Consider the following 24580-nt stretch of genomic DNA (forward strand, 5'->3'; position numbering starts at 1 on the left):
ATCGGCCAGGTCACCGGCCAACTCATCGGCCAGTCCCGCGCCGCCCGCGCTGCAAGGTCTGCGAGTGCTCGACCTGACTCGCCTGCTGCCGGGGCCAGTGGCCGCCTTGCGGCTGGCCGAGCTGGGCGCCGACGTGCTGAAGATCGAAGCGCCCGGCGCCGGCGACCCCACCCGCACGATGATGCAATCGTCGAGCGATCGCGTGGCCGGGCGGCCCGGCGCGTTCTACCGGTTAGTGAATCGCGGCAAGCGCGAAACGCGCCTCGACCTCAAATCCGAGGCGGGCCGCAACGTGCTGTGCGCGCTCGCGGCCGAAGCGGATGTGCTGATCGAGAGTTTCCGGCCCGGCGTGATGGAGCGGCTCGGCATCGGCTACGACACCTTGCGCGCGGTCAACCCCCGGCTGGTCTATTGCGCGATCAGCGGCTACGGCGCGAGCGGTCCATTCGTCGATCACGCCGGTCACGATCTGAACTACATCGGCTACGCGGGTGTGCTCGACCAACTGGCGGGCCGTGACGGCGCGCCGATCCTGCCCAATTTTCAGATTGCCGATCTGCTCGGCGGTGCCTTGAGCGCAGTCACGCAGATTCTCGCGGCGTTATGGCAGGTGTCGCGCGGCGGCACAGGCCGCTTCGTCGACGTATCCATGACGCACGTCACCTACGCGCACAACGTCGTGGCGCAGGTCGCGCTCGCCAATGAAGGCGCGGCGCCGGCCGCAGGCGCCGGTCTGCTGAATGGCGGCGTGCCCTGCTACAACCTCTACCGCACACTCGATAACCGCTGGCTCGCGGTCGGCGCGCTCGAATTGAAGTTCTGGGAAACGCTCTGCATGGCGCTCGACCGGCCCGAATGGGCCACGCGCCACTGGAGTCTCGGCCAGGCCATTGGTGGCCCGGACGCAGCCGCGCTCACGCAGGAACTCGCCGAGGTGATCGGCAAGCGTCCGCTGGAAGAATGGGTGGTGATGCTGGAGGCGCTCGACTGCTGTGTCTCGCCAGTGCTGACAGCGGCCGAAGCCGCGCGCCATCCGCTGTTCAATCCGCAGGCTTACGATGCGGCAAACGTACGCGGCGAAGACGAGGAAGACCGGTTGGTCCGGTAACGCGCGGGAGAAGCCGCGCCTTACCGCCCTCAACGCCCTCAACGCCCTCAACACCCTCAACACCCTCAACGCCGCGCGGCAGTCTGCCGCGGCAAAGTCTGACGCGGCGTCTTTTCATCGTCGTACAGCATGTGCTTGCGGCCTTCCACATGACGGTCGATCGTGGCGCGGACTTCGGCAGCCGTGGCGTGTTCGGCCACCACCCGCCGCGAAATCTGCCCCGCCGTGTCGATCCACTCGACGATCCGGCAGGCGCCGCCCCATGGCTGGCGAATGGGCGCGGAGACGCGGCAACCGCGCACCTGTATCGGCCGCTCGGCTACGGTTTCATATGACTGTTTCAAGGCGCGATCCTTTTTCGGGCATCAGAAGGGATGCAAACCCTTGCAGCTTAGGAAAAAGGAATGTCCGGCAGGTTACAGCCAATATGGAGATATTTACCGGCCATTACGGAGCGGCGGGCGCCTGGAGGCGCACGAGCCCCGTCTATTCGAGCGTTCGGACCCGGTCGATGGCCTGTTCGATCCGCTCGACCGCAACGACCTGTAAGCCTTCTATCGGCTGCTTCGGCGCATTGGCCTTCGGAATCACCGCGACTGAGAAGCCCAGTTTGGCGGCCTCCTTCAGACGCTCCTGACCGCGCGGCGACGGCCGGATCTCACCGGCGAGACCCACTTCCCCGAACACCACCAGCCCCTTGGGCAACGGCTTGTTGCGCATGGACGAGTGGATCGCGAGCAGCACGGCCAGGTCGGCGGCGGGCTCGGTGATCTTCACACCGCCCACGGCGTTCAGGAACACATCCTGGTCGAAACACGCGATGCCCGCATGCCGGTGCAGCACCGCCAGCAGCATCGCGAGCCGGTTCTGCTCCAGGCCGACCGCCAGGCGCCGCGGGTTCGGCGCGTTGGCGGCGTCAACGAGCGCCTGCACTTCGACCAGCAGCGGCCGCGTGCCTTCCTGCGTCACCAGCACGCAGGAACCCGGCACCGACTGCTCATGCTGCGACAGAAACAGCGCCGAGGGATTGGCCACGCCGCGCAAGCCGCGCTCGGTCATGGCGAACACGCCGAGCTCATTCACCGCGCCGAAACGGTTCTTGATCGCGCGCACGAGACGATACGACGAATGCGTGTCGCCTTCGAAGTACAACACCGTATCGACAATGTGTTCCAGCACGCGCGGCCCCGCCAGCGCGCCTTCCTTGGTCACGTGGCCGACCATGATGATGGTGGTGCCCGACTGCTTGGCGATGCGCGTGAGTTGCGCCGCGCACTCGCGCACCTGGGCGACCGAGCCCGGCGCGGAGGTCAGCGCGTCGGAATAGACCGTCTGGATCGAGTCGATCACCGCGACATCGGGTCGCTGCTCGGCGATCGTCGCCTGGATTTTTTCGAGCTGGATTTCGGCCAGCAGTTGCAGTTCGCTTGCCTTCGAGCCCGGCTCCAGCAAAGAAAGTCGTTGCGCGCGCAACGCAATCTGCGCGGCGGATTCTTCGCCGCTGATGTAAAGCGCGCGTTTGTCAGCGGCGATTTCCGCGAGCGATTGCAGCAACAGCGTCGATTTGCCGATGCCCGGATCGCCGCCGATCAGCACCACGCCGCCCGGTACCAGACCACCGCCGAGCACGCGGTCGAACTCGCTCACGCCGGTGGAAAAGCGCGGCACGTCGGACGCTTCGATATCGGCGAGACGGCGCACCGGCGCGCTCTTCGCGAGCGACTGGAAGCGGTGCGTGGAAGGCGCTTCCGCCACCGACTCGACCAGCGTGTTCCATGCATTGCATGAGGGGCACTGGCCGGCCCATTTCGGCGATTGCCCGCCGCATTCACTACAGATGTACACCGTCTTGGGTTTAGCCACGCGCTTGTTGCCTGTGTTGCTGTTCTTTGGATTGGAACTTCCGCTGGGCGCGAGGCACCAGCCCGCGCCCATGTTCGACCTTTACTTCGCGACCTTTACTTCGCGACCTTTACTTCGCGACCTTTACTTCGCGACCTTTACTTGGCGACCTTTACTTGGCGACCTTTACTCCGCGCGCACCGGCACGCGCGGCGCCACGGCGCACATCAGCTCATAACCGATGGTGCCGCATGCCTGGGCGACGTCGTCGATCGGCAGCGCGTTACCCCACAGCTCGACGCGCGAGCCAACGTTGGCGGTCGGAATCGGCGTCAGGTCGACGGTGAGCATGTCCATCGACACGCGCCCGACGACCCGCGTGCGCACACCGTCGACGATCACCGGCGTGCCTTCCGGCGCAACGCGCGGATAGCCGTCCGCGTAGCCGCAGGCCACCACGCCGATGCGCATCGGGCCGCGAGCCTTGAACGACGAACCGTAGCCGACCGTATGGCCTTCGCTGAGCATTTGCACGGCGATCAATTCCGAGGCGAGCGTCATGGCCGGCTGCAAGCCGGTGCCGTGGATCGCGGCGTGGACGCCGGAGGGCGACGCGCCGTACATGATGATGCCCGGACGCACCCAATCGAAGTGCGTGGCCGGATGCCACAGCGTGGCCGCCGAATTCGCCAGGCTGCGCGCGCCGGCAATGCCCTGCGCGCCGCGCTCGAACGCCTCCACCTGATAGTCGACGCCACGATCGCCGTCGGCGTCCGAGAAATGGGTCATCAGCGTGATCTGACCGACGCCCTGGCAGGCGCGCGCGCGTTCCCACGCGGCGCGGAACTTCTCCGGCGTGTAACCGAGGCGGTTCATGCCAGTGTTCATCTTCAGCTGGATGTTGACCGGCTTGGACAGCCGCGCCATTTCGAGCATGCGCAACTGTTCGTCCGAATGAAGCGCGGTGGTCAGGCTGTAACGGTCGATCACGTCGATGTCGGTCGGGCGAAAGAAGCCTTCGAGCAGAAGAATTGGCCCGGCCCAACCCAATTCACGCAACTTCACGGCTTCTTCGAGGTCCAGCAACCCAAAGCCGTCGGTGGCGCGCAGGCCCGGGAAGACGCGCGCAAGGCCATGCCCGTAAGCATTGGCCTTGACGACAGCCCAGATTTTGGATTTCGGCGCGTGGCGCCGGGCGACGGCCAGGTTGTTGGCGAGAGCGGAGGTATGAATCGTGGCTGAAAGGGGGCGCGGCATGGGATATTTTCGTAAAGACGCTTGCGAATCAGCGGCTTACAGGGCGTTTTCAGCGCTCGGCAGCCCGCTGGGCGGTGCGATCAAGGATTTTGCTAGTCCGAATCCAGCTATTTTCATGATATAAAGCCGTGCGCACAACCCATTTCGAACGGCATAAGCCCGGACGCTCAACCAGCGGCCGGGGCGGACAGACCGCAGCGAGGACAGCATCGCATCAGATGAAAAAAGGTTTTTACACCATCATGGCCGCGCAGTTTTTTTCGTCGCTGGCCGACAATGCGCTTCTGATCGCCGCTATCGCACTGCTGAAAGATCTTCACGCCCCGAACTGGATGACGCCGCTGCTCAAGTTGTTCTTTGTGCTGTCGTACGTCGTTCTCGCCGCCTTCGTGGGCGCCTTCGCCGATTCCCGTCCGAAAGGACGCGTGATGTTCGTCACCAACACGATCAAGGTGGTCGGCTGCATCACGATGCTGGTCGGCGCGCATCCGTTGATTGCGTATGGCATCGTGGGTTTCGGCGCGGCGGCCTATTCGCCCGCCAAATACGGCATTCTCACCGAACTGCTGCCGCCTGACCGGCTGGTCGCCGCGAACGGCTGGATCGAAGGCACGACGGTCGGCTCGATCATTCTCGGCACCGTGCTCGGCGGAGCGCTCATCAGCCCGCATATTGCCGCGCCGATCCTGCGGCATCACATTCCCACCGTCAACACGCCCGCCGAGGCGGCGATGCTGGTGATCATGGTGATCTATGTGATCGCCGCCCTGTTCAATCTGCGCATTCCCGACACCGGCGCCCGCTATCCGAAACAGGAGCGCGGCCCGATCAAGCTCGTCACCGATTTCGCCGACTGTTTTCTCGTGCTGTGGCGCGACAAGCTCGGGCAGATTTCGCTCGCCGTCACCACCCTGTTCTGGGGCGCCGGCGCGACGCTGCAATTCATCGTCCTGAAGTGGGCCGAAGTGTCGCTCAGCATGTCGCTCTCCGAGGCGGCCATCCTGCAGGCGGTGGTCGCCGTGGGCGTGGCGGCCGGCGCGATTTTCGCGGCCTCGCGCGTGCCGTTGAAAAAGTCGCTCTCGGTGTTGCCGGTCGGCATCATGATGGGCATCGCCGTGATGCTGATGGCGTTTTACACGCGCGATCTGTTCCCCGCCCATTGGGGCCTCTATTTCGGCCGCATGCATGTGCCGGGCTATCTGATCGTCGCGTATGTGTTCCTGATGATCGTCGGCGGCCTGTCGGGCTTTTTCGTGGTGCCGATGAACGCGTTGCTCCAGCATCGCGGCCACGTGCTGCTGTCGGCGGGTCACTCGATCGCCGTGCAGAACTTCAACGAAAACCTTTCCGTGCTCGTGATGCTGTGCCTCTACGCCGTGCTCGTCTGGCTCGACGTGCCGGTCACGGCGGTGATCGTGCTGTTCGGCACCTTCGTGTGCGTGATGATGTGGTTCGTCATGCGGCGCCACCAGGCCAACCAGCGCGCGTTCGACTCGGTCGCGCTGATCGGCGAAGCCAAGCACTGACCCGCGCCGAGTTGTCCGCTCACCTCGGGGCCCGCGCCTTCCTCCTTCCTCGCTTTGCCATGACTCAACCGATTCCCAATGTGCTGACGATCGCCGGTTCCGATTCCGGCGGCGGCGCCGGTATTCAGGCCGACCTGAAGGCTTTCTCGGCGCTCGGCGCGTATGGCGCGAGCGTGATCACCGCGCTCACCGCGCAGAACACGCGCGGCGTCACCGCGATTCACGCGCCGGACCCCCGTTTTATTACCGCGCAACTCGACGCGGTGTTCGACGACATCCGCATCGACGCCGTGAAAATCGGCATGCTGGCGAACGCGCCGATCGCGCGCGCCGTGGCCGACGCGCTGCGCCGGCACAAGCCGAAGCACATCGTGCTCGACACGGTGATGATTTCCAAGAGCAATCACGCGTTGCTGCTGCCCGACGCGGTCGCGGCGGTGCGCGACGAATTGCTGCCGCTCGCCGATCTGCTGACGCCGAATTTGCCGGAAGCCGCCGCGCTGCTCGGCGTGCCGGCCGCGACCGATGAAGCGGGCATGGTCGAGCAAGGCGAAGCGCTGCGCGCGCTCGGTGCGCGTGCGGTGCTGATGAAGGGCGGTCATCTGAGCGCGACGGATAGTCCGGACTGGCTGGTGCAGGAGAGCGGCACGCTGCGTCTGGGCGGCCCGCGCGTGCCGGTGAAGAATACGCACGGGACGGGCTGCACGCTGTCGTCGGCGATCGCGGCGCTGATTCCGCAACGCGGCGATCTGGCGAGCGCCGTCGCCGACGCGAAGCAGTATCTGACCGGCGCGCTGCAGGCGAGCGATCGACTCGACGTCGGCAGCGGCGTCGGGCCGGTGCATCATTTTTATCGGTGGTGGTGAGGGGAGCGTGGGCGGGGCTGGCCGGTTGGGCTCGCCTCTGAGTTTGCCGTCTGAGTCGGCGGCCATATTACGCGCCGGTCTCTCCGCTTCCCCGCTGCTGCTCGCGCGCGTAGTTTTGTGCCTGCTCGAGCCACTCGTCCGGCACGATGAAGCCGCGCGAGCGCTCGATCAGGTTGCCCGCGCCGTCTTCGGTGAACGCGGCGACCATCGCCGGTCCATGCTGATGCGAGGTTTGCCCGGCGAGAGTGTGCGCATCGACGAAAACCAATCCTGCGGCCTGCGCCTCGTCAGCTGAATGACGCCGCGGCGCAAGCCATTCCAGCCGCGGCAAAGGCCGCCACTTTTGCGTGTTGCCTGCAGCGAAGGCCGGCCAATCGCTGCGCGTCACCCACCAGCCACGGCCATGCGCTGGATCGAGTTCGACGGGATCGAGCGGAGTTTCGCCGTGCCGGTAAAACAGCCAGCCTTTGATGAACATCTGCGGCGTCCACGGCCCCGGATAGCCGACCGATGCGAACTCCTCACGCGCGCTCAACGGCAACTGGTGATTCAGCACATGGGCGAGCTTGAGGTCGAAACGGTCTTTCAGATTCGGGCCAACGTAGTCTGATAACCGCGCGGGTGACTGTCTGGGTAACTGCGTGCGTGATTGCGCGGGCAACACCGCAGCCAACTCCCCGCGTGCTTCGCCGGCGTGCAGATAGCACTTCACGGCCAGTTCCCAATGCAGACGCGCGCCCCGCCGCGTCTGGACCAGAAAATCGCATTCACCGAGCGTGACGCCCGCGCGCCGCAAGGGCACGCCCGCGGCCACCAGTCGCGCCGCCGGCCCATGTTGCAGAAACCAGCCGAGCAGCCGTTCGGCATAGCGGCCGAGACGCGTGATGCGCGTCGCCGCGAGATCGTGATGCAAGGATTCGGGCGCGGCGTCGAGCGCGCGCAGCCACGCGACGCTCGCCTGCGCTTCCTGCGGCGTATCGAAGGGATTCGCCAGGATGCCCACCGGTGGTTGCGGGCGCAACAGATCGGCGCTCAGCAATAACCAGGCGAGATCGCGCACGGCGGGATCATGCAAAGTGTCGAGCAGCGCAGCGCGGCTCGCGGCATCCATGCCGGGTGCGCCGGTGGAACCGGCCGCCGGCCCCTCGGCAGCCGTCACTTCGACGCGTTCGACGGCGCACCGCCCGCCGCACGCCACGTGTCGCGCGCGAGGCACAGGTCGGCCCAGGCTTTCGCCTTGTCGGGCAGACTGCGCAGCAGATACGCGGGATGATAGGTGACGATCACGGGCACCCCTTCGTACTCGTGTACGCGACCACGCAGCGACGAAATGCTCGCGTCGGTTTTCAGCAGACTTTGCGCCGCAAAGCGGCCGAGCGCGACGATCAGCTTCGGCTTGACCAGCCCCACCTGACGTTGCAAATACGGCTCGCAACGCGCGACTTCGTCCGGTTCGGGATTGCGGTTGCCAGGCGGCCGGCATTTGATCACGTTCGCGATGTACACGTTGGTGTCGCGCGCGAGCGTCAGCGAACGCAGCATGTTGTCGAGCAGCTTGCCGGCCTGGCCGACGAACGGCTCGCCCAGACGGTCTTCGTTCTCACCCGGCGCTTCGCCGATCAGCATCCAGTCAGCACCGCGGTCGCCGACGCCGAACACCGTATTCGTGCGCTTCTCGCATAGACGGCAAAGGCGGCAGGCGGCGACGCGCTCGCTTAGCGCGTCCCAGTCGAGCGTGTGGATTGCGGGAGCTGCGGGCGCCTCGCTACGGGCGTCCGCGGGCGCGTGGGTCGGCAGGTCGTCGAACCACGCGAAATCGTCGTCCGGTGGCGCGTCGAAAACCGGCGGCTCGGGCATGCGTGATGGCGGCGGCTGGGGTATTGGGTGACGCTTTTCCGCGGGCATTTGCGACCGCTCTTGCGCTGCCTGCGCTGGTTCTTGTGCGGGCCGCACGCGGTGTTCGCCGTGCGCGGCGTCGGCGCTTCGCGCCTCGCCCGCGTGTGGGGCGGCCGAGGCGCTTGCCGGCGCCCGTAGCATGGACGGTGCGGGTTCAGGCGCAGGCGACGCGAACGACGAGGTTTCCGGCGTTCCCGCTGCGAACGACGCGGTTTCCGGCGCTCCCGCTGCGAACGACGCGGTTTGCTGCGGACGCACGGCAGACGGTGCGGTTTGCTGGAAGCGCACGGCGGATGGCGCGGTTTCCGGCGCACGCACAGTCTCCAGCGGGCGCGTGACGGCAGCCGCGGCGGGCTGCGACCCGTGCGCATCGTCACGACGCGCGCCCGAGCCGGCCACGTCGCCAGTGCCCTGCCCCGCTAAGCCTTCGGCTTGGGCTTCAACAACAGCCGGTTGCTCGGCCGCCGCCATTCCGCGACGCACCCACAGCGGCGCGAGTCCGAATTCTTCCAGTACCGATTCATGCAGCGCCATCTGCGCCCTCCGTGGCAAACGAGAAACGCATCACGATGGCGTCCTCCCGGCTGCGATGCCGCGCCGGATAATAATTTTTGCGCCGCCCAATCGAAGCAAACCCGAAGCGCTCATACAACCGGATCGCCCGATGATTCGACGGCCGCACTTCGAGCAGCAAGCCGTCGAGCTTTTCGGCGCGGGTGATCCGCACGGCTTCGCGCAGCAGCGCGAGTCCGGCGCCGGCGCCTTGCGCCGCGGGCGTCACGCACAGATTGAGCAGATGCATTTCGTCGACCACCGGCATCAACACGCAATAGCCGATCAAGGTGCCCGTGACATGGCGCAGACAGACGCCGAAGTAACCGTTGCGCAGCGAGTCGCCGAAATTGCCCCGGCTCCACGGAAACTCATAAGCGATCTTTTCGATGGCGGCGACCTCGTCGAGGTCGCCCTCGGTCATCGGCGACATATAGCGGTCCGCGAGCAACACGCCACTCATTGCCGGCCCTCGCCGTGAGCCGCGTCGTGCGCGAGTCTGGCCGCCTTTTCAGCTTTCTCGGCGACCCGCTCGGCCGTGGTCTGCGCAACCTTGTCGCGCACGTACTCCGGCGCGGCCTGATCGGCGGGCACCGTGCGGCCGGCGCGCAACGCGCGCAGCGCAGCGTGGGCGAGCGGCACGGCGTGCGGCAACGCTTCGCCGTCGACGCTGCGCGCCGCCGCGAGCGCCGGCAGCCGCGCGCCGAAGGCCGCGGCGGCGTTGCCTGCCAGCGTGAACGGGACGTCGGGCAACACGAGCCGGTCCGGCGCGTCGAGCGAAGCGCTCTGCACGGTGCGCCATTCACCTTGCGCGTCGTCCCAGGCGTAGTCGGCCCAGTAGATCTCGTCCATGCGGGCGTCGAGCGCGGCGAGCACCCGCGCGGCCGACGGATGGCGCAGGCGGGCGCTTTCAGCGCAGACAAGCAGCGTGCTGATCGGCACGACCGGCAGGTTCAGGCCGAATGCGAGACCTTGGGCGACGCCGGTCGCCGTACGCAAACCAGTGAACGAGCCCGGACCGGAGCCGAAAGCGATAGCGTCGCAGTCCGCCAGTTTCAGGCCGGCTTCGTCGAACAGTTCGCGAATGGCGGGGAGCAGGCGCGTGCTGGAAACCGCGCCGGTTTGCTCGTGGCGCACCCAGACGCGCGGTTCGGCGCGGGTCTCTCCAGTTACGGCGCCGGCAGCATGGCCGGCAACCGACAGAAGCGCTACCGAGCAGAATTCGGTCGAGGTATCGAGGGCGAGGAGCACAGTTTGAGTCATGGACCGTATTGTAATCGGCACTGCGCGCGCAAATGTGGTTTGGCTTGCGCCCCGGATTGAACCGGCTCGCGTCCTGGATGGTCCGCGCTTCGCGCCAAGCCCCGCGTCCTGTTTTTGGAATAAGCCCTCAGCCCCGCAGCGGCATGCAATTGCTATGATCGTCAGCCGACCTTCACCCCTGTCCCGCCCGGCGGGCAAAACGACCATGACCGACATCAATACGCAGTTCACGCAGGCTCAGGAAGATGTGAAACAACTGCCGGAGCGCCCGGGCAACCTCACGCTGCTGCGGCTGTACGCCCTCTTCAAACAGGCTAGCGAAGGCGATGTTCACGGCGACAAGCCGGGTTTCACCGACATCGTCGGCAAATACAAGTATGACGCGTGGGCCGCGCTCAAAGGCACGGCGGAGGAAGCCGCGAAGCAGCAATACGTCGAACTGGTCGAATCGCTGAAGAGCGGCGCCTCGGCCTGAGCTGGCGCCGAAGGCTTACCCGGCGGCCCGATTGGAGATGGCAGGCCATTCGTCCAGTCGGCCGCCGCAACTTTTCTGCCAGGAAGATTCCTAATAGTGGCGCAGTGCAGCAAAACCCTATACAATGCTGCCTGCGCTTCACTGCTTTGCCCGGCTTTCCTCTAGCGGCCTTTGCGGCGCAGCGCCTCGTAGCGTTTAGCTCCAATCCAGTTTAGAACCTGTCCCCTCCTGCCTAGCCCCCTACGGGCGATCATGTCCCAGGCTGGCGGCACGCCGTGTTGGCATGTCGCATCCGATACAGCTTCTAACGAAAAGCTCGCCTTCATTGCCGCGAGCTGCCCCCGTTTTTCGATTTGCTCGCTGCTTCTTTGCTCGCTGAATCCGACGACTTGGGTATGCCGATTGGCGCCGACGTTTTAATTCCGTGTGTACCAAGGATTTACCAAGGATTCTCATGACTTCGAGCAATACCCCCAGCAGCCCGTTGAACGCCATCGCCGACCAAGCCCTCGGTCTCGCCGACGCACCCGCTCAAGCCGCAGCCGTTGCTGCCGCTCCGGAAGCCGTCGCCGCTGAAGCCGCAGCACCGTCCGGCCCGTCGTTCGCGTCGCTCGGTCTGTCCCCGGACGTCGTCTCTGCCCTGACCGCCGCTGGTTATCAAACCCCGACGCCGGTTCAGCAACGTGCCATCCCCGCCGGCATCGCCGGCCGTGACCTGCTGGTCTCGAGCCCGACCGGTTCGGGCAAGACCGCCGCGTTCATGCTGCCCGCCATCGAGCGTTTCTCGCAATTGCAAAAGGCGCAAGCCAGCCAGCCGCGCGAGCCGCGTCCGGCCGACGGCGCCCGCACGCGCCGCCCGCAACCGGTTGCCCGTCCGACCATGCTGGTTCTGACGCCGACCCGCGAACTCGCGATGCAGGTCACCACCGCTGCCGCCACGTACGGCAAGCACCTGAAGCGTCTGCGCACCGTCAGCATTCTGGGCGGCGTCGCTTACGGCCAGCAATTGATGCTGCTCGCGAAGAACCCGGAAATCCTGGTCGCTACGCCGGGCCGTCTGATCGATCACCTGGAACGCGGCCGTATCGATCTGTCGCAACTGCAGATCCTCGTGCTCGACGAAGCTGACCGCATGCTCGACATGGGCTTCATCGAGGACATCGAAACGATCGTTGCCGCTACGCCGGCTACGCGTCAAACCATGTTGTTCTCGGCCACGCTCGACGGCAAGATCGGTTCGCTGACCGGCCGCCTGCTGAAGGATCCGGAGCGTATCGAGATCGTCCAGCGTCTGGAGCAACGTACCAACATCGCGCAAACCGTTCATTACGTCGACGACCGCGATCACAAGGATCGTCTGCTCGACCATCTGCTGCGCGGCGAGGGCCTCGACCAGGCTATCGTCTTCACGGCAACCAAGATGGACGCCGACCAGTTGGCTGGCCGTCTGGCCGACGCCGGTTTCGAATCGGCCGCCCTGCACGGTGACCTGCCGCAAGGCGCGCGTAACCGCACGATCAAAGCCCTGCGCGAGCGCCGTGTGCGCGTGCTGGTGGCCACGGACGTCGCCGCTCGCGGTATCGACATCCCCGGCATCACGCACGTGTTCAACTACGACCTGCCGAAGTTCGCCGAAGACTACGTGCACCGTATCGGCCGTACCGGCCGTGCCGGCCGCTCGGGTATCGCGGTGAGCCTCGTGCATCACGCGGAACAAGGCGCGTTGAAGCGCATCGAGCGCTTCGTGCGCACCCCGCTGCCGGTCAATGTCGTCGAAGGCTTCGAGCCGCGCAAGTCGGCTCCGTCGGGTAACGGCCGTCCTGGCTTTGGCGGCCGCGGCCGTCCGGGCGGTGGCAACGGCGGTGGCCGTCGCTTCGGTAGCGGTTCGGGCAAGCCGGCCGGTAACGGCGGCGGTGCGCGCAGCGGCAGCGGCAATGGCGGCGGCTGGGCCGGCAAGTCGGCTGGTGGCGGTTCGCGTGAAGGCGGCTTCGGTGGCGGTTCGCGTGAAGGCTACGGCGGTTCGCGCGACGGCGGCTACGGCGCACGCCGCAGCGACGGCCCGCGTACGGCGCGTCGCGGCAGCTAATTGGCCGCTAATTGGCCGCTCAGTACTGAGCAGGAGCGCACTCCGTTTCAGGGCACACAGCCCTTTGCGGCGCCCAGGCGGTACGTTGCAGCCAGCTAAAAAAGACCCGGACGGCTTTACGCTGTCTGTGGGTCGGAAGAAACCGGTGCTTAGGCGCCGGTTTTTTTTCGCCTGTACGCCGCGCACCCCAAATTTCACGATGTGGAAAATTTTTTTGCGTCGTAAAAAATCGTGCTGCAAGGCACAAGACGCCTATTGCAAGATGGAAAAAGTCTTTTCTCAATGTGAAACAAAGACAGTAAGCGACTGATTATAAATAACAATAAATATCAGAAAAACATGCTCCGACGGCTACTGCGCGACCTTGGACTTGCCTAGACTCTTATATAAGACTTCACCAAACGAAACGCCCGACCGGGCTGGCCGCTTTGGCGAAGATTGCAAGTTTCCTGTATCGGACCAGAACAAGCGCTCACGCGGCGACGCTGGTCGACAGAGTCACTCAGCCATTACAGGCAACCAAGGAGCAAATCATGTCCCGTCTAGAACAAGCCAGGCAACTTCAACAGCAGTGGGAAACCGATCCGCGCTGGAAAGGCGTGAAGCGCAGCTACACGGCTGACGACGTGATCCGCCTGCGTGGCTCGGTGCAAGTCGAACACACACTCGCCAAGCGCGGCGCGCAAAAGCTGTGGGAAAGCGTGAACAACGAGCCGTTCGTCAACTCGCTCGGCGCGCTGACCGGCAACCAGGCCATGCAACAGGTCAAGGCCGGCCTCAAGGCGATCTATCTGTCGGGCTGGCAGGTCGCGGGCGATGCGAACGTCGCCGGTGAAATGTACCCGGACCAGTCGCTGTACCCGGCGAACTCGGTGCCGCTCGTCGTGAAACGCATCAACAACACGCTCACCCGCGCTGACCAGATCCAGTGGTCGGAAGGCAAGAATCCGGGCGACGAAGGTTACGTGGACTACTTCCAGCCTATCGTGGCGGATGCGGAAGCCGGCTTCGGCGGCGTGCTGAACGCGTTCGAACTGATGAAGGCGATGATCGAAGCGGGCGCAGCGGGCGTGCACTTCGAAGACCAGTTGGCTTCGGTGAAGAAATGCGGCCACATGGGCGGCAAGGTGCTCGTGCCGACGCGCGAAAACATCGCCAAGCTGACAGCCGCGCGTCTGGCCGCCGACGTCTCCGGCACGCCGACCGTGCTGCTCGCTCGTACCGATGCGGAAGCCGCCGACCTGATCACGTCGGACATCGACGACAACGACAAGCCGTTCCTGACCGGCGAGCGCACGGTGGAAGGCTTCTACCGCACGAAGCCGGGTCTCGAACAGGCGATCTCGCGTGGCCTCGCCTACGCACCGTACGCCGACATGATCTGGTGCGAAACCGGCAAGCCGGACCTCGAGTTCGCGAAGAAATTCGCTGACGCGATCCACAAGGAATACCCGGATCAACTGCTGTCGTACAACTGCTCGCCGTCGTTCAACTGGAAGAAGAACCTCGACGATGCAACGATCGCCAAGTTCCAGCGCGAACTCGGTGCGATGGGCTACAAGTTCCAGTTCATCACGCTGGCCGGCTTCCACGCGCTGAACTACTCGATGTTCAACCTCGCGCACGGTTATGCCCGCAACCAGATGACCGCCTTCGTCGAAATGCAGCAGGCTGAATTCGCTGCGGCCGAAAAGGGCTTCACCGCGGTCAAGCACCAGCGCGAAGTGGGCACGGGCTACTTCGACGCCGTGACGCAAACGGTCGAACGCGAAGCCTCGACGACCGCGCTGCACGGCTCGACGGAAGACGAACAGTTCTTCGACAAGCGGGTCGCGTAATTTACCCGCAGGCCGATCGCAGTAACAGGGCAACAGACGGACTACCGGCTTTCGTCAGAGAGCCGCCGTCACAGGGAGGAGCAAGGCCGCCGGGGCGCCGGGTCGTGAACGGTTAGCGCCGACGGCTTGAATCTGGGAGAGATCGCAGCAGTGCAGAGAAAGCCAGCGCAACAGATTGCGCGGCGAACACAGCGCGCGCCGGCCTCACCGCCGGCGCGTTTTTTGTGGGCTTCAGGTTTCGGCTCAGCGATACACGATGACCGGAATCTTGGTATGCGTGAGCACCCGCTGCGTTTCGCTGCCGATCAGCAGGCTGCCCAGACCACGGCGCCCATGCGACGCCATGAAGATCACGTCGCAGCCGCCCTGCTCCGCGGCTTCGATGATGCCGAGATACGGCGCCGGGTGCACGCTGGTCCGGCTGTCGACCGTCACGCCGACACGGCGCGCCGCCATTTCCACTTCTCGCAGATGCACCCGCGCTTCGCGCTCGCTGCGCTGCAGGAATTCGGAGGGCGGCTCGACCACCACGTCGGAGAACGGCGAGTAAGGATATTGCGGCAGACACGCGTAGGCGGTCACGCGCGCGTTGACGGCTTGGGCGAGATCGATGGCGCCGTCAATCGCCTTGCGTGACAGGTCTGAACCGTCGGTCGGAACCAGGATGTGCCTGAACATGATGCCCTCCGTCGCCGGCTTCGCGCAGCGCGGCGTGAGCGTCCAACGAGGCGCGGCGCGAAGGCCGCTTCAATCGATTGTAGGTCGCGGAATTGAGCGTATGAATCTGCCAAGGGTCTGTCCGCATATCGGAAACCCCGTATTGCCGGCGACGCAATCGCCGGGCGCGCCATCGCGAGCCTGGCCGGCGTCAGCCCCAGTAACCGGGATGCCCGTACGTATGCTTGAGAAAATCCAGGAACAGTCTCACCCGCAACGGCAAATGGCGGCGCTGCGGAAACACCGCATGAATGCCGATGGGCGGTGCGGCGAATTCGTCGAGCACGCTGACAAGCCGTCCGGCCGCGATATCCGTGCCGACCTCCCACCACGAGCGCCACGCGAGACCGTAACCTTCGAGGCACCACTCGTGCAGCACCGCGCCGTCCGAGCATTCCATCGTGCCGGACACCTTGATCGACACCACCTTGTCGCCCTGCTGGAACATCCAGCCGCGCTGCTGGTTGGCGCTCGCGCCGAGCGCGAGACAGTTGTGATGCGCGAGGTCGGCGAGGCTGTGCGGCGCGCCGCGCCGGCTCAGATACGACGGCGACGCCACGCAGACGCGGCGGTTCTCGCCGAGCTTGAGCGACACCAGCGACGAATCCGGCAATTCGCCGAGACGCACCGCGCAATCGAAACCCTCGTTGACCAGATCGACGAGGCGGTCGGACAGGTCGAGCGTGATCGACACGTCCGGATGGGCGACCGTGAACGACGGCACGAGCGGCGCGACGTGCCGGCGCCCGAAGCCCGCCGGCGCGGAGAGCCGCAGATGGCCGCTCGCCTTGACGCCGCCCGCCGACACGCTGGCTTCCGCGTTCTGCATGTCGTGAATGATGCGCTGGCAGTCTTCGAGAAAGGCCGAGCCTTCGAAGGTCAGCGTGAGCTTGCGCGTGGTGCGCACCAGCAATTTGACGCCGAGGCGCTCTTCGAGCGCGTCGATACGGCGGCCGATGATAGCCGGCGCGACGCCTTCCGCCGTAGCCGCGGCAGACAGGCTGCCTTTGGCCGCGACGGTCACGAAAGTCTCGATCTGCTTGAAACGGTCCATAAGCGATTGAAGCCGCGCCGTCCCAGTACGGAAATTTCGTTGAGAAGCGACGCGCAATGGTGGTCGGTGCGCGTCAGATTAGGTGTATGAAAGTAAAAGATCAAGTGATGTTTAGCCTCTTTTTTAGCGCAGAGCATCACTAATACAATCCATCCTGACCTCTGATAGGAGCGCACGGCAATGTCGGCCACAACGACACACTCCCCTAAAGCAGTGATTTTCGACGCCTACGGCACGCTCTTCGACGTGCATTCGGTGATCGCTGCCGCGGAGCAGATGTTTCCGGGCCACGGCGATGCGCTCTCGCAGCTGTGGCGCCAGAAACAGATCGAATACACGCAGCTGCGCACGCTTGCCGCCCCGGCTGCCGCACCCGGCGCGCACTACCGGCCGTTCTGGGACATCACGCTCGACGCGCTGCGTTTCGCCGCAAAAAAGCTTCAGCTCACGCTCGGCCGCACGGCCGAAAAACGTTTGATGGACGAGTATGCGTGCCTGTCCGCTTTCCCCGACGCCGTGCCCGCGTTGCGCCTCTTGCGCCTGTCGCGCGGCGAGTCTTTGACCTCGCCGGCATCCGCCAGCGGCGAATCCGCTTCTTGCGCGCGCCTCGCGATTCTCTCGAACGGCAATCCGCAAATGCTCGACATCGCCGTGAAGAGCGCCGGCATGACGGGCCTGTTCGACCACGTGTTGTCCGTCGACGCCGTGCGCGCCTACAAACCCTCGCCTGCCGCTTACGCGCTGGGCACGCAAACCTTCGACGCCGAACCGCGCGAGATCGTCTTCGTGTCGTCGAACGGTTGGGACGTGGCCGGCGCGGCGTGGTTCGGCTTCACGACTTTCTGGCTCAACCGGCAAAACGCACCAGCCGAAGAACTGGGCGTCACGCCGCATGGCGCGGGCGGAGGCATGACCGATCTGCTCGCTTTCCTGAAAACCCTCGCGTCGCCCGGCCGCACCAGCGGCTCCGGCGGCAGCCGCACACGCCACAGCCCTGGCGCGTAACGGCTACTACTGGACTACGCGACGCACACCAACCGCTTTTCAACATTTGCATCTTTGCAATCTGACCGACCAAGGAGAAAACATGGCGAACCCGCAGTCATCGCAATCGTCGCTGCAGCTGCCCCAAGGCATTGAAATCAAGGCTGAGATCAAGCCGGGCTATGAAGCAATTCTCACGCGCGAAGCGCTCGAACTCGTCGCCGCGCTGCATCGCACTTTTGAGCCGCGCCGTCAGCAGTTGTTGCAGGCGCGCGCGGAACGCACCCAGCGCCTCGACGCCGGCGAGCGCCCCGACTTTCTCGCGGAAACGAAAAACGTGCGTGAAGGCGACTGGAAAATCGCGCCGCTGCCGCAGGACCTGCAATGCCGCCGCGTGGAAATCACCGGCCCGGTCGAGCGCAAGATGATCATCAACGCGCTGAATTCAGGCGCGGATTCGTACATGACCGACTTCGAAGATTCGAATGCGCCGAGCTGGGACAACCAGATCACCGGCCATATCAATCTGAAGGACGCGGTGCGCCGCACGATTTCGCTGGAACAGAACGGCAAGTCGTACACGCTGAACGACAAGGTCGCCACGTTGATCGTGCGTCCGCGCGGCTGGCACCTCGACGAGAAGCACGTGAAGGTGGACGGCAAGCGCGTGTCGGGTGGCATCTTCGACTTCGCGCTCTTCATGGTGCACAACGCGAAGGAGCTGGTCGCGCGCGGCTCCGGCCCGTACTTCTATTTGCCCAAGATGGAGAGCCATCTCGAAGCGCGTCTGTGGAACGACATTTTCGTCGCCGCGCAGGAAGCGGTCGGCGTGCCGCGCGGCACGATTCGCGCGACGGTGCTGATCGAAACGATCGTCGCCGCCTTCGAAATGGACGAGATCCTGTACGAACTGCGCGAACATAGCTCGGGCCTGAACGCCGGCCGCTGGGACTACATCTTCTCGGCGATCAAGAAGTTCAAGGCCGACCGTGACTTCTGCCTCGCCGACCGCTCGCAGATCACCATGACCGCGCCGTTCATGCGCGCCTACGCGCTGCTGTTGCTGAAGACCTGCCATCGCCGCAATGCGCCGGCGATCGGCGGCATGAGCGCGCTGATTCCGATCAAGAACGATCCGGCCGCGAACGACAAGGCGATGGCCGGCGTGCGCTCGGACAAGGCGCGCGACGCCGGCGACGGCTACGACGGCGGCTGGGTCGCGCATCCGGGCCTCGTGCCGATCGCGATGGAAGAGTTCGTCAAGGTACTCGGCGACAAGCCGAACCAGATCGGCAAGCAACGCGACGACGTGCTCGTCACGGCAACCGACCTGACGGACTTCCGTCCGGAAGCGCCGATCACCGAAGCCGGTCTGCGCAACAACATCAACGTCGGCATCCACTACCTGGGCGCATGGCTCGCGGGCAATGGCTGCGTGCCGATTCACAACCTGATGGAAGATGCCGCCACGGCGGAAATCTCGCGTTCGCAGGTGTGGCAATGGATTCGCTCGCCGAAGGGCAAGCTCGAAGACGGCCGCAAGGTCACGGCCGAGCTGGTGCGCGAGTTGTCGGCGCAGGAACTCGACAAGGTGAAGCAGGCCGTGGGCGGCGATACGAAGCCGTATGAGCGCGCCGCGCAGATCTTCGAGGAAATGTCGACCTCGGAACAGTTCACCGATTTCCTGACATTGCCGCTGTACGAAGAGATCTGAGGCCGGCAGCAGGCCTCACGCAGCAGATGCATCGATAACGGACGACGCAGTAGCAAGGCCGCCTTCGCGTGTGACGGACAGCGCGCGAAAGCGGCTTGAGTCGCAAGGCTGACCGACCGGGCGGCCCGACAGGCGTATGCTTGCCGGGCCGCTTTTTTTATGTGCGCGTGAGGGGTTCAGTCGGCACTGCGGGCAGCACTGCAGGCAGCACTTCAGTCAGCGCGTGCTGCGGTACTCGACCCAGTCACCCGATCGGATTTCGGGCAAGCCTTTCACCGCACCCGGCGCAACGGGATAGAAGCGGCAGTTCACGACATTGCCGTCGACTTTCACCATCACTTCGCGAGCGAGGAAACGATCCTCGACACCCGGATAGACCGCTTCGATTTCGTCGAGCACGGCGACCAGCTGATCGTCGATCTCATACACGTCGCCGATCACGTCGACACCGGCTTCGTCGACCACGAGGCCCGGGTACAAGCCGAAATCGAAAAGATGGCCGCGGACCGTGGCCGTGCCGAGCAGATTGGGGGCGTCGATCTCGTTGCGCGCCGCCGCCTGGCTGATGTCGTTCACTTCACCGGCGCGCAATGTGCCGTATACAAAGACGGTCTGCATCGTCGTTTGTTCTCCTTGAATAGGGGTTCGGGTGGCCTGTGATTCCGTTCGAGCCTGAGTCCGGCACGAGGTTCAGTTCAGCGCCGCGCTCGCCACGAGCACGCCGTCGATATCCGCGTAGATCCACTCACCGGGACGCACCAGCGCGCCCGGCAACTGTACCGCCACGTCACGCTCGCCGGTGCCGCGCTTCTGGCCACGCCGCGGGCAGGTTGCCAACGCCGCGATGCCGACGTTGACTTCATTCAGTTCCAGCGTATCGCGCACACAGCCGTTCAGGACGATGCCCGCCCAGCCATTCTGTTGCGCAATCTGCGCAAGGTTGCCGCCCACCAGCGCACACCGCAGGCTGCCGCCGCCGTCGACCACCAGCACACGGCCCGCGCCCTGCTCTTCGAGCGTGGCCCGCACGAGTGCATTGTCTTCGAAGACCTTCAACGTCACCGCCTCACCGCTGAAACACTCGGCGCGGCTGAACAGGTGAAAGACCGGCTCGAGCACGCGCAACGTGCCGAGCGCCAACTGATCCTCGTGCGCGTCGCACAAGTCCGCGGTAGCAAAGCTCATGAAGTTCTCCTCGTGTCCGGGTAATCGGGACATTATGCAACGCCGGGTGCCACGCAACACCTACAATGAGAAGCCCGCGGCGGTTTGCCGTAGCGGGCTTCTCATTGCGGCGTCACCGGACTACTTTGCGGGTCCGCGCTTCTCGTGTTCCGTTATCGGGATCGATCTTCATCATGACTTCGTCCGTCGACTCAGACCTGTCGAGCTTCGTGCGCTTCGCCGACATTCCGCCCGAGTTCCAGCCGACCGAAACGCATCCCATCCGCGTACGCTCCCGGCAAATGCCGTCGGGCTGGCGCATCGCGCGTCACACCCACGCGTGGGCACAGGTGGCCTATGCGTCGCGCGGCGTGCTGCGGGTCGCGACCACCGGCACGACGTGGATGGTGCCGCCATCGCGCGCAATCTGGGTGCCGCCGCACGTGACGCACGAAGTGGTCGCCGTCGAAGACGCCTTCCTGCGCACCCTCTACATCACCGAAAGCACGGTGCCGGCCGGGCTCGATACACCGCGCGTGGTCGAAGTCTCGGACCTGCTGCGCGAAGTGATCGCCGCGCTCGACACGCCCGGCATCTCGGCCACCCGCGAGCAGTTGCTCGGCGCGCTCGCACTCGACGAATTGACACGCTCGGAGCCGTTGCCGCTGTCCGTGCCGATGCCCAACGAAAAGCGGCTGCGCGCTTTGTGCGAAGCGGTCATTGCGGATCCGACGCATGGTGAATCGCTCGAGCAATGGGCGTCCAGCGTGGGCGCGAGTACACGCACCATTGCGCGGCTGTTTCGTCAGGAGTTGGGAGTGAGTTTTTCGCAGTGGCGCCAGCAGGCGATTCTGGCGCGTGCGATCCCGCTGTTGAGTCAGGGGCGCCCGCTCTCGCATGTCGCGTTGGAACTGGGCTATCAGAGTCAGAGCGCATTCTCCGCGATGTTCCGCCGCGCGTTCGGTGAAAGTCCGCGCGCATTCATCGAGCGTGGCTCGGAACATCGGGTGGAGCATGGGGAGCATCGCGACTTGGAGACGGACAGCGAGACGGCGGCGCAGGACCGCGCGGATGCCTCGCACGATGCCGAACGCAGATCGAGTGAATAAAACGCGCGCATCGAATCCAAGCTTTGCCAACTGCGGCACCTGAAACCGTACGCCTCACAAGCGGCCACTAAACCCGTCGCGCCAGATGACGGATCGCGCCCAGTTGCGCAAGCCGCGGCCCGGTCAGCTTATAGCCTTTGCGTTGATAGAGCCGCGCGGCGGGGTTGTCGACGAACACGCGCAGTTGTAACTCGCGCAACCCACGCTCGCGCGCCCATTGATGCGAGACATCGAGCAGATAGGTGCCGGCGCCGAGCCGACGATGGCCTTCGGCAATCTGCACGTCGCGGATATGCAGCGAATCGCCCTCTTGCGTGATGCGCAACACGCCGATCGGCGTGCCGTCCACTTCGAGAATGAAATTCTCCGATTCGCGCCAGCTACCGAGAAACAGATCGCCACGCCACACCAGATGGTGGCGACGATAGTAACCGCCCATGTTGTTGCGAGTCAGCGCCTCGGCGAACTCGAAATCGTCCATGCTGGCTTTGCGCAGATGAAACGGCAACGGAGCTTCGGTGGGATCGAACATGGCGGAGCGACGAAGATGAGTCGGGTCAACGGTAAAACAGGCCGTGCGCGCTGGCAATGGCTGTTTGTCCCGAGCATACCCAAGCGCAATGGAGAGCGGAATAAAAAAAGCCCACTTCTTTCGAAGTGGGCTTTCTCAAATCTGGCGGAGCGGACGGGACTCGAACCCGCGACCCCCGGCGTGACAGGCCGGTATTCTAACCAACTGAACTACCGCTCCAGATTTTTTGCACCGCAGCCTATGAGACTGGCTCATTGACCGCTGCATCGCTCAAACTTCCAACCGAACGACGCCGATATGCTGGCGTCCCCTAGGGGATTCGAACCCCTGTACTCACCGTGAAAGGGTGATGTCCTAGGCCTCTAGACGAAGGGGACAACGTACTGCTTACACCTTTAATGAAAAAGCCCGTTCAAGTTTGGATGAACGGGCTTTGTCTGGCGGAGTGGACGGGACTCGAACCCGCGACCCCCGGCGTGACAGGCCGGTATTCTAACCGACTGAACTACCACTCCAGTCTTTACACCCTAGCTTGCGAGCGTCGGTTATTTCTCTGCAAGCTGCGCTACCTTACTGCCAACCGAGCTGAACTCGGAACACTAAAGCGACGCTGATGTTTGGCGTCCCCTAGGGGATTCGAACCCCTGTACTCACCGTGAAAGGGTGATGTCCTAGGCCTCTAGACGAAGGGGACATAATCTTTTCAGATCTGTCTTTATCTTGCTGCTAACTCACGCTAACTTCTGTTTCGTCAGCAGCAAAGACCGATATTCTAACTACGTTACAGCCGTTTGTGAAGTCTTTTTTGCTACAAGTTCCAGACTTCGGAACAACTTCACTCTGCTCTGATGGTGGAGGTAAGCGGGATCGAACCGCTGACCTCTTGCATGCCATGCAAGCGCTCTCCCAGCTGAGCTATACCCCCCTTGCAGAACAGAAACGAGATTCTAGAGGCCAATTTGCGCTTTGTAAATACCCTTTGAGCAATTGCATGCGACTTTTTTCACAAGTCGCATGCAAACCCGCTCAAGGCACGCGCGAACGCAGTTAGCCCAGCGCTTTTTCGATACGGCCAACGACAACATCACGCCCAAACAGCATCAGGACGCTGTCGATCGACGGCGTATGCGTGGTGCCCGCCACCAGAAGACGCACCGGCATGGCCAACTGCGGCATCTTCAGCTTGTGCGCGCCGAGCGTTGCCTTCAATGCCGCAGCGATCGCTTCCTTGGTCCACTCCACGCTCTTCAGCGCGGTGGCCAGATCGGCGAGCGCCGGACGCACGGCGTCGGTGACGTGTTGCGCGACGGACTCGGCATCAGGCGCCGGTGCGCGATAGAACATCGCGGCATTCTCTGCGATCTCCTTCACCGTGGATGCACGATCCTTCAGCAAGCCCACGACGGCTGTCAGATCGGCGCCCTGGGCGAGCGCGGCTTCGTCGATACCCAACTCGACGAAGAACGGCTTGGCCAGCTCCGCGAGACGCGCGTTGTCGGCTTCCTTGATGTAGTGCGCGTTCAGCCAGTTCAGCTTGTCGTGGTCATACTGGGCGGGCGACTTGCCCAGATGCTCCAGATCGAACCACTCGACGAACTGTTCACGCGTGAAAATCTCCGCGTCGCCATGCGACCAGCCGAGGCGCGCCAGATAGTTGACCACCGCCTCCGGCAGGAAACCGGCGTCGCGATAACCCATCACGCTCATCGCGCCGTGGCGCTTGCTCATCTTCTCGCCCTGCTCGTTCAGCACGGTCGGCAAGTGCGCGTAGACCGGCGGCTCGCCACCGAGCGCGCGCAGAATGTTGATCTGGCGCGGGGTGTTGTTGACGTGATCGTCGCCGCGAATCACGTGCGTGATGCGCATGTCCAGATCGTCGACCACCACGCAGAAGTTGTAGGTCGGCGTGCCGTCCGGACGCGCGATCACGAGGTCGTCGAGCTCTTCGTTCGAGATCTCGATGCGGCCCTTCACCGCGTCGTCCCATGCCACCACGCCGGTGAGCGGGTTACGGAAGCGCAGTACCGGCTGCACGCCCGCCGGCGGCTGCGGCAGCACCTTGCCCGGTTCCGGACGCCACGTGCCGTCATAGCGCGGCTTCTCGCCAGCTTCGCGCTGACGCTCACGCAACGCGTCGAGCTCTTCCGTCGACATGTAGCACGGGTACACCAACCCGGCGTCCTGCATCTGCTTGAGCACTTCGCGGTAACGGTCCATGCGCTGCATCTGGTAGAACGGACCTTCGTCGAAATCGAGGCCGAGCCACGCCATACCTTCGAGAATGGCGTCGACGGATTCGGAAGTGGAACGCTCCACGTCGGTGTCCTCGATTCGCAGCACGAAGGTCCCTTTCATCTTGCGCGCGAACGCCCACGGGTAGAGCGCGGAGCGAATGTTGCCGAGGTGGATGAAGCCGGTGGGACTCGGTGCGAAACGGGTACGAACGGAGGTGGTCATTAGCGGTTACTCGGAAGACAGGCGCCGGCGCCCGGGCGGACATCACCCGTGAAGCGCGGCAGCGGAGCGCGCCCATGCGGCGAGCAGGCGCCGCGCATGGACACGAAGGAATTAAATACGAGAGGCGAATTATACCTTCC

22 protein-coding genes and 5 tRNA genes are annotated in these 24580 nt (G+C 64.3%); 9 read left to right on the forward strand and 18 right to left on the reverse strand.

Annotation, left to right across the window (positions count from 1 at the left end):
* The first annotated feature begins 49 nt into the window (after positions 1 to 49).
* The gene (locus P0D68_RS31925; protein WP_408185717.1) at positions 50 to 1108 is read left to right on the forward strand and encodes a CaiB/BaiF CoA transferase family protein; all 1059 of its coding nucleotides are present in this window, start codon (positions 50 to 52) and stop codon (positions 1106 to 1108) included.
* A gap of 65 nt (positions 1109 to 1173) precedes the next feature.
* On the opposite strand, the gene P0D68_RS31930 is transcribed toward P0D68_RS31925, so the two are convergent.
* The 3 genes from P0D68_RS31930 to alr all read right to left on the reverse strand — a co-directional run bounded on the left by P0D68_RS31930 (position 1174) and on the right by alr (position 4207).
* On the reverse strand, positions 1174 to 1452 hold the full coding sequence (locus tag P0D68_RS31930; RefSeq protein WP_091793307.1) for a DUF2866 domain-containing protein: 279 nt from the start codon (positions 1450 to 1452) through the stop codon (positions 1174 to 1176).
* Positions 1453 to 1594: 142 nt separating this feature from the next.
* Positions 1595 to 2971: a DNA repair protein RadA gene (gene radA / locus P0D68_RS31935; RefSeq protein ID WP_091800361.1), complete on the reverse strand. Its 1377-nt coding sequence runs from the start codon at positions 2969 to 2971 to the stop codon at positions 1595 to 1597.
* 165 nt (positions 2972 to 3136) lie between these two features.
* On the reverse strand, positions 3137 to 4207 hold the full coding sequence (gene alr / locus P0D68_RS31940; RefSeq protein WP_408302796.1) for an alanine racemase: 1071 nt from the start codon (positions 4205 to 4207) through the stop codon (positions 3137 to 3139).
* A gap of 218 nt (positions 4208 to 4425) precedes the next feature.
* On the opposite strand from alr, the gene lplT reads away from it, so the two are divergent.
* Together lplT and thiD are read left to right on the forward strand one after the other, a co-directional pair.
* Complete coding sequence (gene lplT, locus P0D68_RS31945; protein WP_091793303.1) at positions 4426 to 5733, forward strand: lysophospholipid transporter LplT; 1308 nt, start codon at positions 4426 to 4428, stop codon at positions 5731 to 5733.
* Positions 5734 to 5792: 59 nt separating this feature from the next.
* Positions 5793 to 6599 (forward strand): bifunctional hydroxymethylpyrimidine kinase/phosphomethylpyrimidine kinase, encoded by an 807-nt coding sequence (thiD, locus tag P0D68_RS31950; RefSeq protein ID WP_408302798.1) that lies wholly within the window; start codon positions 5793 to 5795, stop codon positions 6597 to 6599.
* Positions 6600 to 6666: 67 nt separating this feature from the next.
* On the opposite strand, the gene P0D68_RS31955 is transcribed toward thiD, so the two are convergent.
* From P0D68_RS31955 to tsaB, 4 genes are read right to left on the reverse strand one after another with little or no spacing between them, the layout of a single operon-like run.
* Positions 6667 to 7758 (reverse strand): DUF1853 family protein, encoded by a 1092-nt coding sequence (locus tag P0D68_RS31955; protein ID WP_408302800.1) that lies wholly within the window; start codon positions 7756 to 7758, stop codon positions 6667 to 6669.
* Entirely contained in the window at positions 7755 to 9029 is a 1275-nt protein-coding gene (locus P0D68_RS31960) for a uracil-DNA glycosylase family protein (protein WP_408302802.1), read from the reverse strand. Before P0D68_RS31960 ends, P0D68_RS31955 begins: the two co-directional genes overlap by 4 nt.
* Positions 9016 to 9510, reverse strand: a complete 495-nt coding sequence (rimI, locus tag P0D68_RS31965; protein WP_095418979.1) for a ribosomal protein S18-alanine N-acetyltransferase — start codon at positions 9508 to 9510, stop codon at positions 9016 to 9018. The genes P0D68_RS31960 and rimI overlap by 14 nt, the downstream gene beginning before the upstream one ends.
* Positions 9507 to 10310 carry a tRNA (adenosine(37)-N6)-threonylcarbamoyltransferase complex dimerization subunit type 1 TsaB gene (gene tsaB / locus P0D68_RS31970; RefSeq protein WP_408302804.1) on the reverse strand — a complete coding sequence of 268 codons (804 nt, stop codon included), beginning with the start codon at positions 10308 to 10310 and terminating at the stop codon, positions 9507 to 9509. Before tsaB ends, rimI begins: the two co-directional genes overlap by 4 nt.
* A gap of 205 nt (positions 10311 to 10515) precedes the next feature.
* Between tsaB and P0D68_RS31975 the strand changes: the two genes are divergently transcribed.
* From P0D68_RS31975 to aceA, 3 genes are all read left to right on the forward strand, one after another.
* Positions 10516 to 10785 (forward strand): acyl-CoA-binding protein, encoded by a 270-nt coding sequence (locus P0D68_RS31975; RefSeq protein WP_408185686.1) that lies wholly within the window; start codon positions 10516 to 10518, stop codon positions 10783 to 10785.
* 454 nt (positions 10786 to 11239) lie between these two features.
* Complete coding sequence (locus tag P0D68_RS31980) at positions 11240 to 12871, forward strand: DEAD/DEAH box helicase (RefSeq protein ID WP_408185685.1); 1632 nt, start codon at positions 11240 to 11242, stop codon at positions 12869 to 12871.
* A gap of 533 nt (positions 12872 to 13404) precedes the next feature.
* Entirely contained in the window at positions 13405 to 14709 is a 1305-nt protein-coding gene (gene aceA / locus P0D68_RS31985) for an isocitrate lyase (protein WP_408302807.1), read from the forward strand.
* A gap of 243 nt (positions 14710 to 14952) precedes the next feature.
* On the opposite strand, the gene P0D68_RS31990 is transcribed toward aceA, so the two are convergent.
* Positions 14953 to 15387 (reverse strand): universal stress protein, encoded by a 435-nt coding sequence (locus tag P0D68_RS31990; protein WP_091793288.1) that lies wholly within the window; start codon positions 15385 to 15387, stop codon positions 14953 to 14955.
* Positions 15388 to 15577: 190 nt separating this feature from the next.
* Positions 15578 to 16480, reverse strand: a complete 903-nt coding sequence (locus P0D68_RS31995) for a LysR family transcriptional regulator (RefSeq protein WP_091793287.1) — start codon at positions 16478 to 16480, stop codon at positions 15578 to 15580.
* 180 nt (positions 16481 to 16660) lie between these two features.
* Between P0D68_RS31995 and P0D68_RS32000 the strand changes: the two genes are divergently transcribed.
* The gene (locus tag P0D68_RS32000; RefSeq protein WP_408302809.1) at positions 16661 to 17485 is read left to right on the forward strand and encodes a (S)-2-haloacid dehalogenase; all 825 of its coding nucleotides are present in this window, start codon (positions 16661 to 16663) and stop codon (positions 17483 to 17485) included.
* 82 nt (positions 17486 to 17567) lie between these two features.
* Complete coding sequence (gene aceB / locus P0D68_RS32005) at positions 17568 to 19178, forward strand: malate synthase A (protein ID WP_408302811.1); 1611 nt, start codon at positions 17568 to 17570, stop codon at positions 19176 to 19178.
* A gap of 216 nt (positions 19179 to 19394) precedes the next feature.
* Here aceB and P0D68_RS32010 read toward each other — a convergent pair whose 3' ends face one another.
* Both P0D68_RS32010 and rraA read right to left on the reverse strand, forming a co-directional pair.
* Entirely contained in the window at positions 19395 to 19796 is a 402-nt protein-coding gene (locus P0D68_RS32010; protein WP_091793281.1) for a gamma-glutamylcyclotransferase family protein, read from the reverse strand.
* Between the two features lie 72 nt (positions 19797 to 19868).
* The gene (rraA, locus tag P0D68_RS32015; protein WP_091793280.1) at positions 19869 to 20363 is read right to left on the reverse strand and encodes a ribonuclease E activity regulator RraA; all 495 of its coding nucleotides are present in this window, start codon (positions 20361 to 20363) and stop codon (positions 19869 to 19871) included.
* A gap of 173 nt (positions 20364 to 20536) precedes the next feature.
* Here rraA and P0D68_RS32020 point away from each other — a divergent pair, with 173 nt between their 5' ends.
* Positions 20537 to 21451: an AraC family transcriptional regulator gene (locus P0D68_RS32020; RefSeq protein ID WP_408302814.1), complete on the forward strand. Its 915-nt coding sequence runs from the start codon at positions 20537 to 20539 to the stop codon at positions 21449 to 21451.
* A 67-nt stretch (positions 21452 to 21518) separates the two neighbouring features.
* On the opposite strand, the gene P0D68_RS32025 is transcribed toward P0D68_RS32020, so the two are convergent.
* The 7 genes from P0D68_RS32025 to gltX all read right to left on the reverse strand — a co-directional run bounded on the left by P0D68_RS32025 (position 21519) and on the right by gltX (position 24440).
* On the reverse strand, positions 21519 to 21983 hold the full coding sequence (locus P0D68_RS32025; protein ID WP_091793277.1) for a GNAT family N-acetyltransferase: 465 nt from the start codon (positions 21981 to 21983) through the stop codon (positions 21519 to 21521).
* 142 nt (positions 21984 to 22125) lie between these two features.
* Positions 22126 to 22202, reverse strand: a tRNA-Asp gene (locus tag P0D68_RS32030).
* 82 nt (positions 22203 to 22284) lie between these two features.
* A tRNA-Glu gene (locus tag P0D68_RS32035) sits at positions 22285 to 22360 on the reverse strand.
* A gap of 61 nt (positions 22361 to 22421) precedes the next feature.
* Positions 22422 to 22498 (reverse strand) — tRNA-Asp (locus tag P0D68_RS32040).
* A gap of 103 nt (positions 22499 to 22601) precedes the next feature.
* Positions 22602 to 22677 (reverse strand) — tRNA-Glu (locus P0D68_RS32045).
* Between the two features lie 155 nt (positions 22678 to 22832).
* Positions 22833 to 22908: transfer RNA gene (locus P0D68_RS32050), tRNA-Ala, on the reverse strand.
* Between the two features lie 122 nt (positions 22909 to 23030).
* Complete coding sequence (gene gltX, locus P0D68_RS32055; protein ID WP_408302816.1) at positions 23031 to 24440, reverse strand: glutamate--tRNA ligase; 1410 nt, start codon at positions 24438 to 24440, stop codon at positions 23031 to 23033.
* Positions 24441 to 24580 lie beyond the last annotated feature (140 nt).

This window comes from Paraburkholderia sp. RL17-380-BIE-A, from assembly GCF_046028085.1.
In the GTDB taxonomy this organism is placed as follows: Bacteria; Pseudomonadota; Gammaproteobacteria; order Burkholderiales; family Burkholderiaceae; genus Paraburkholderia.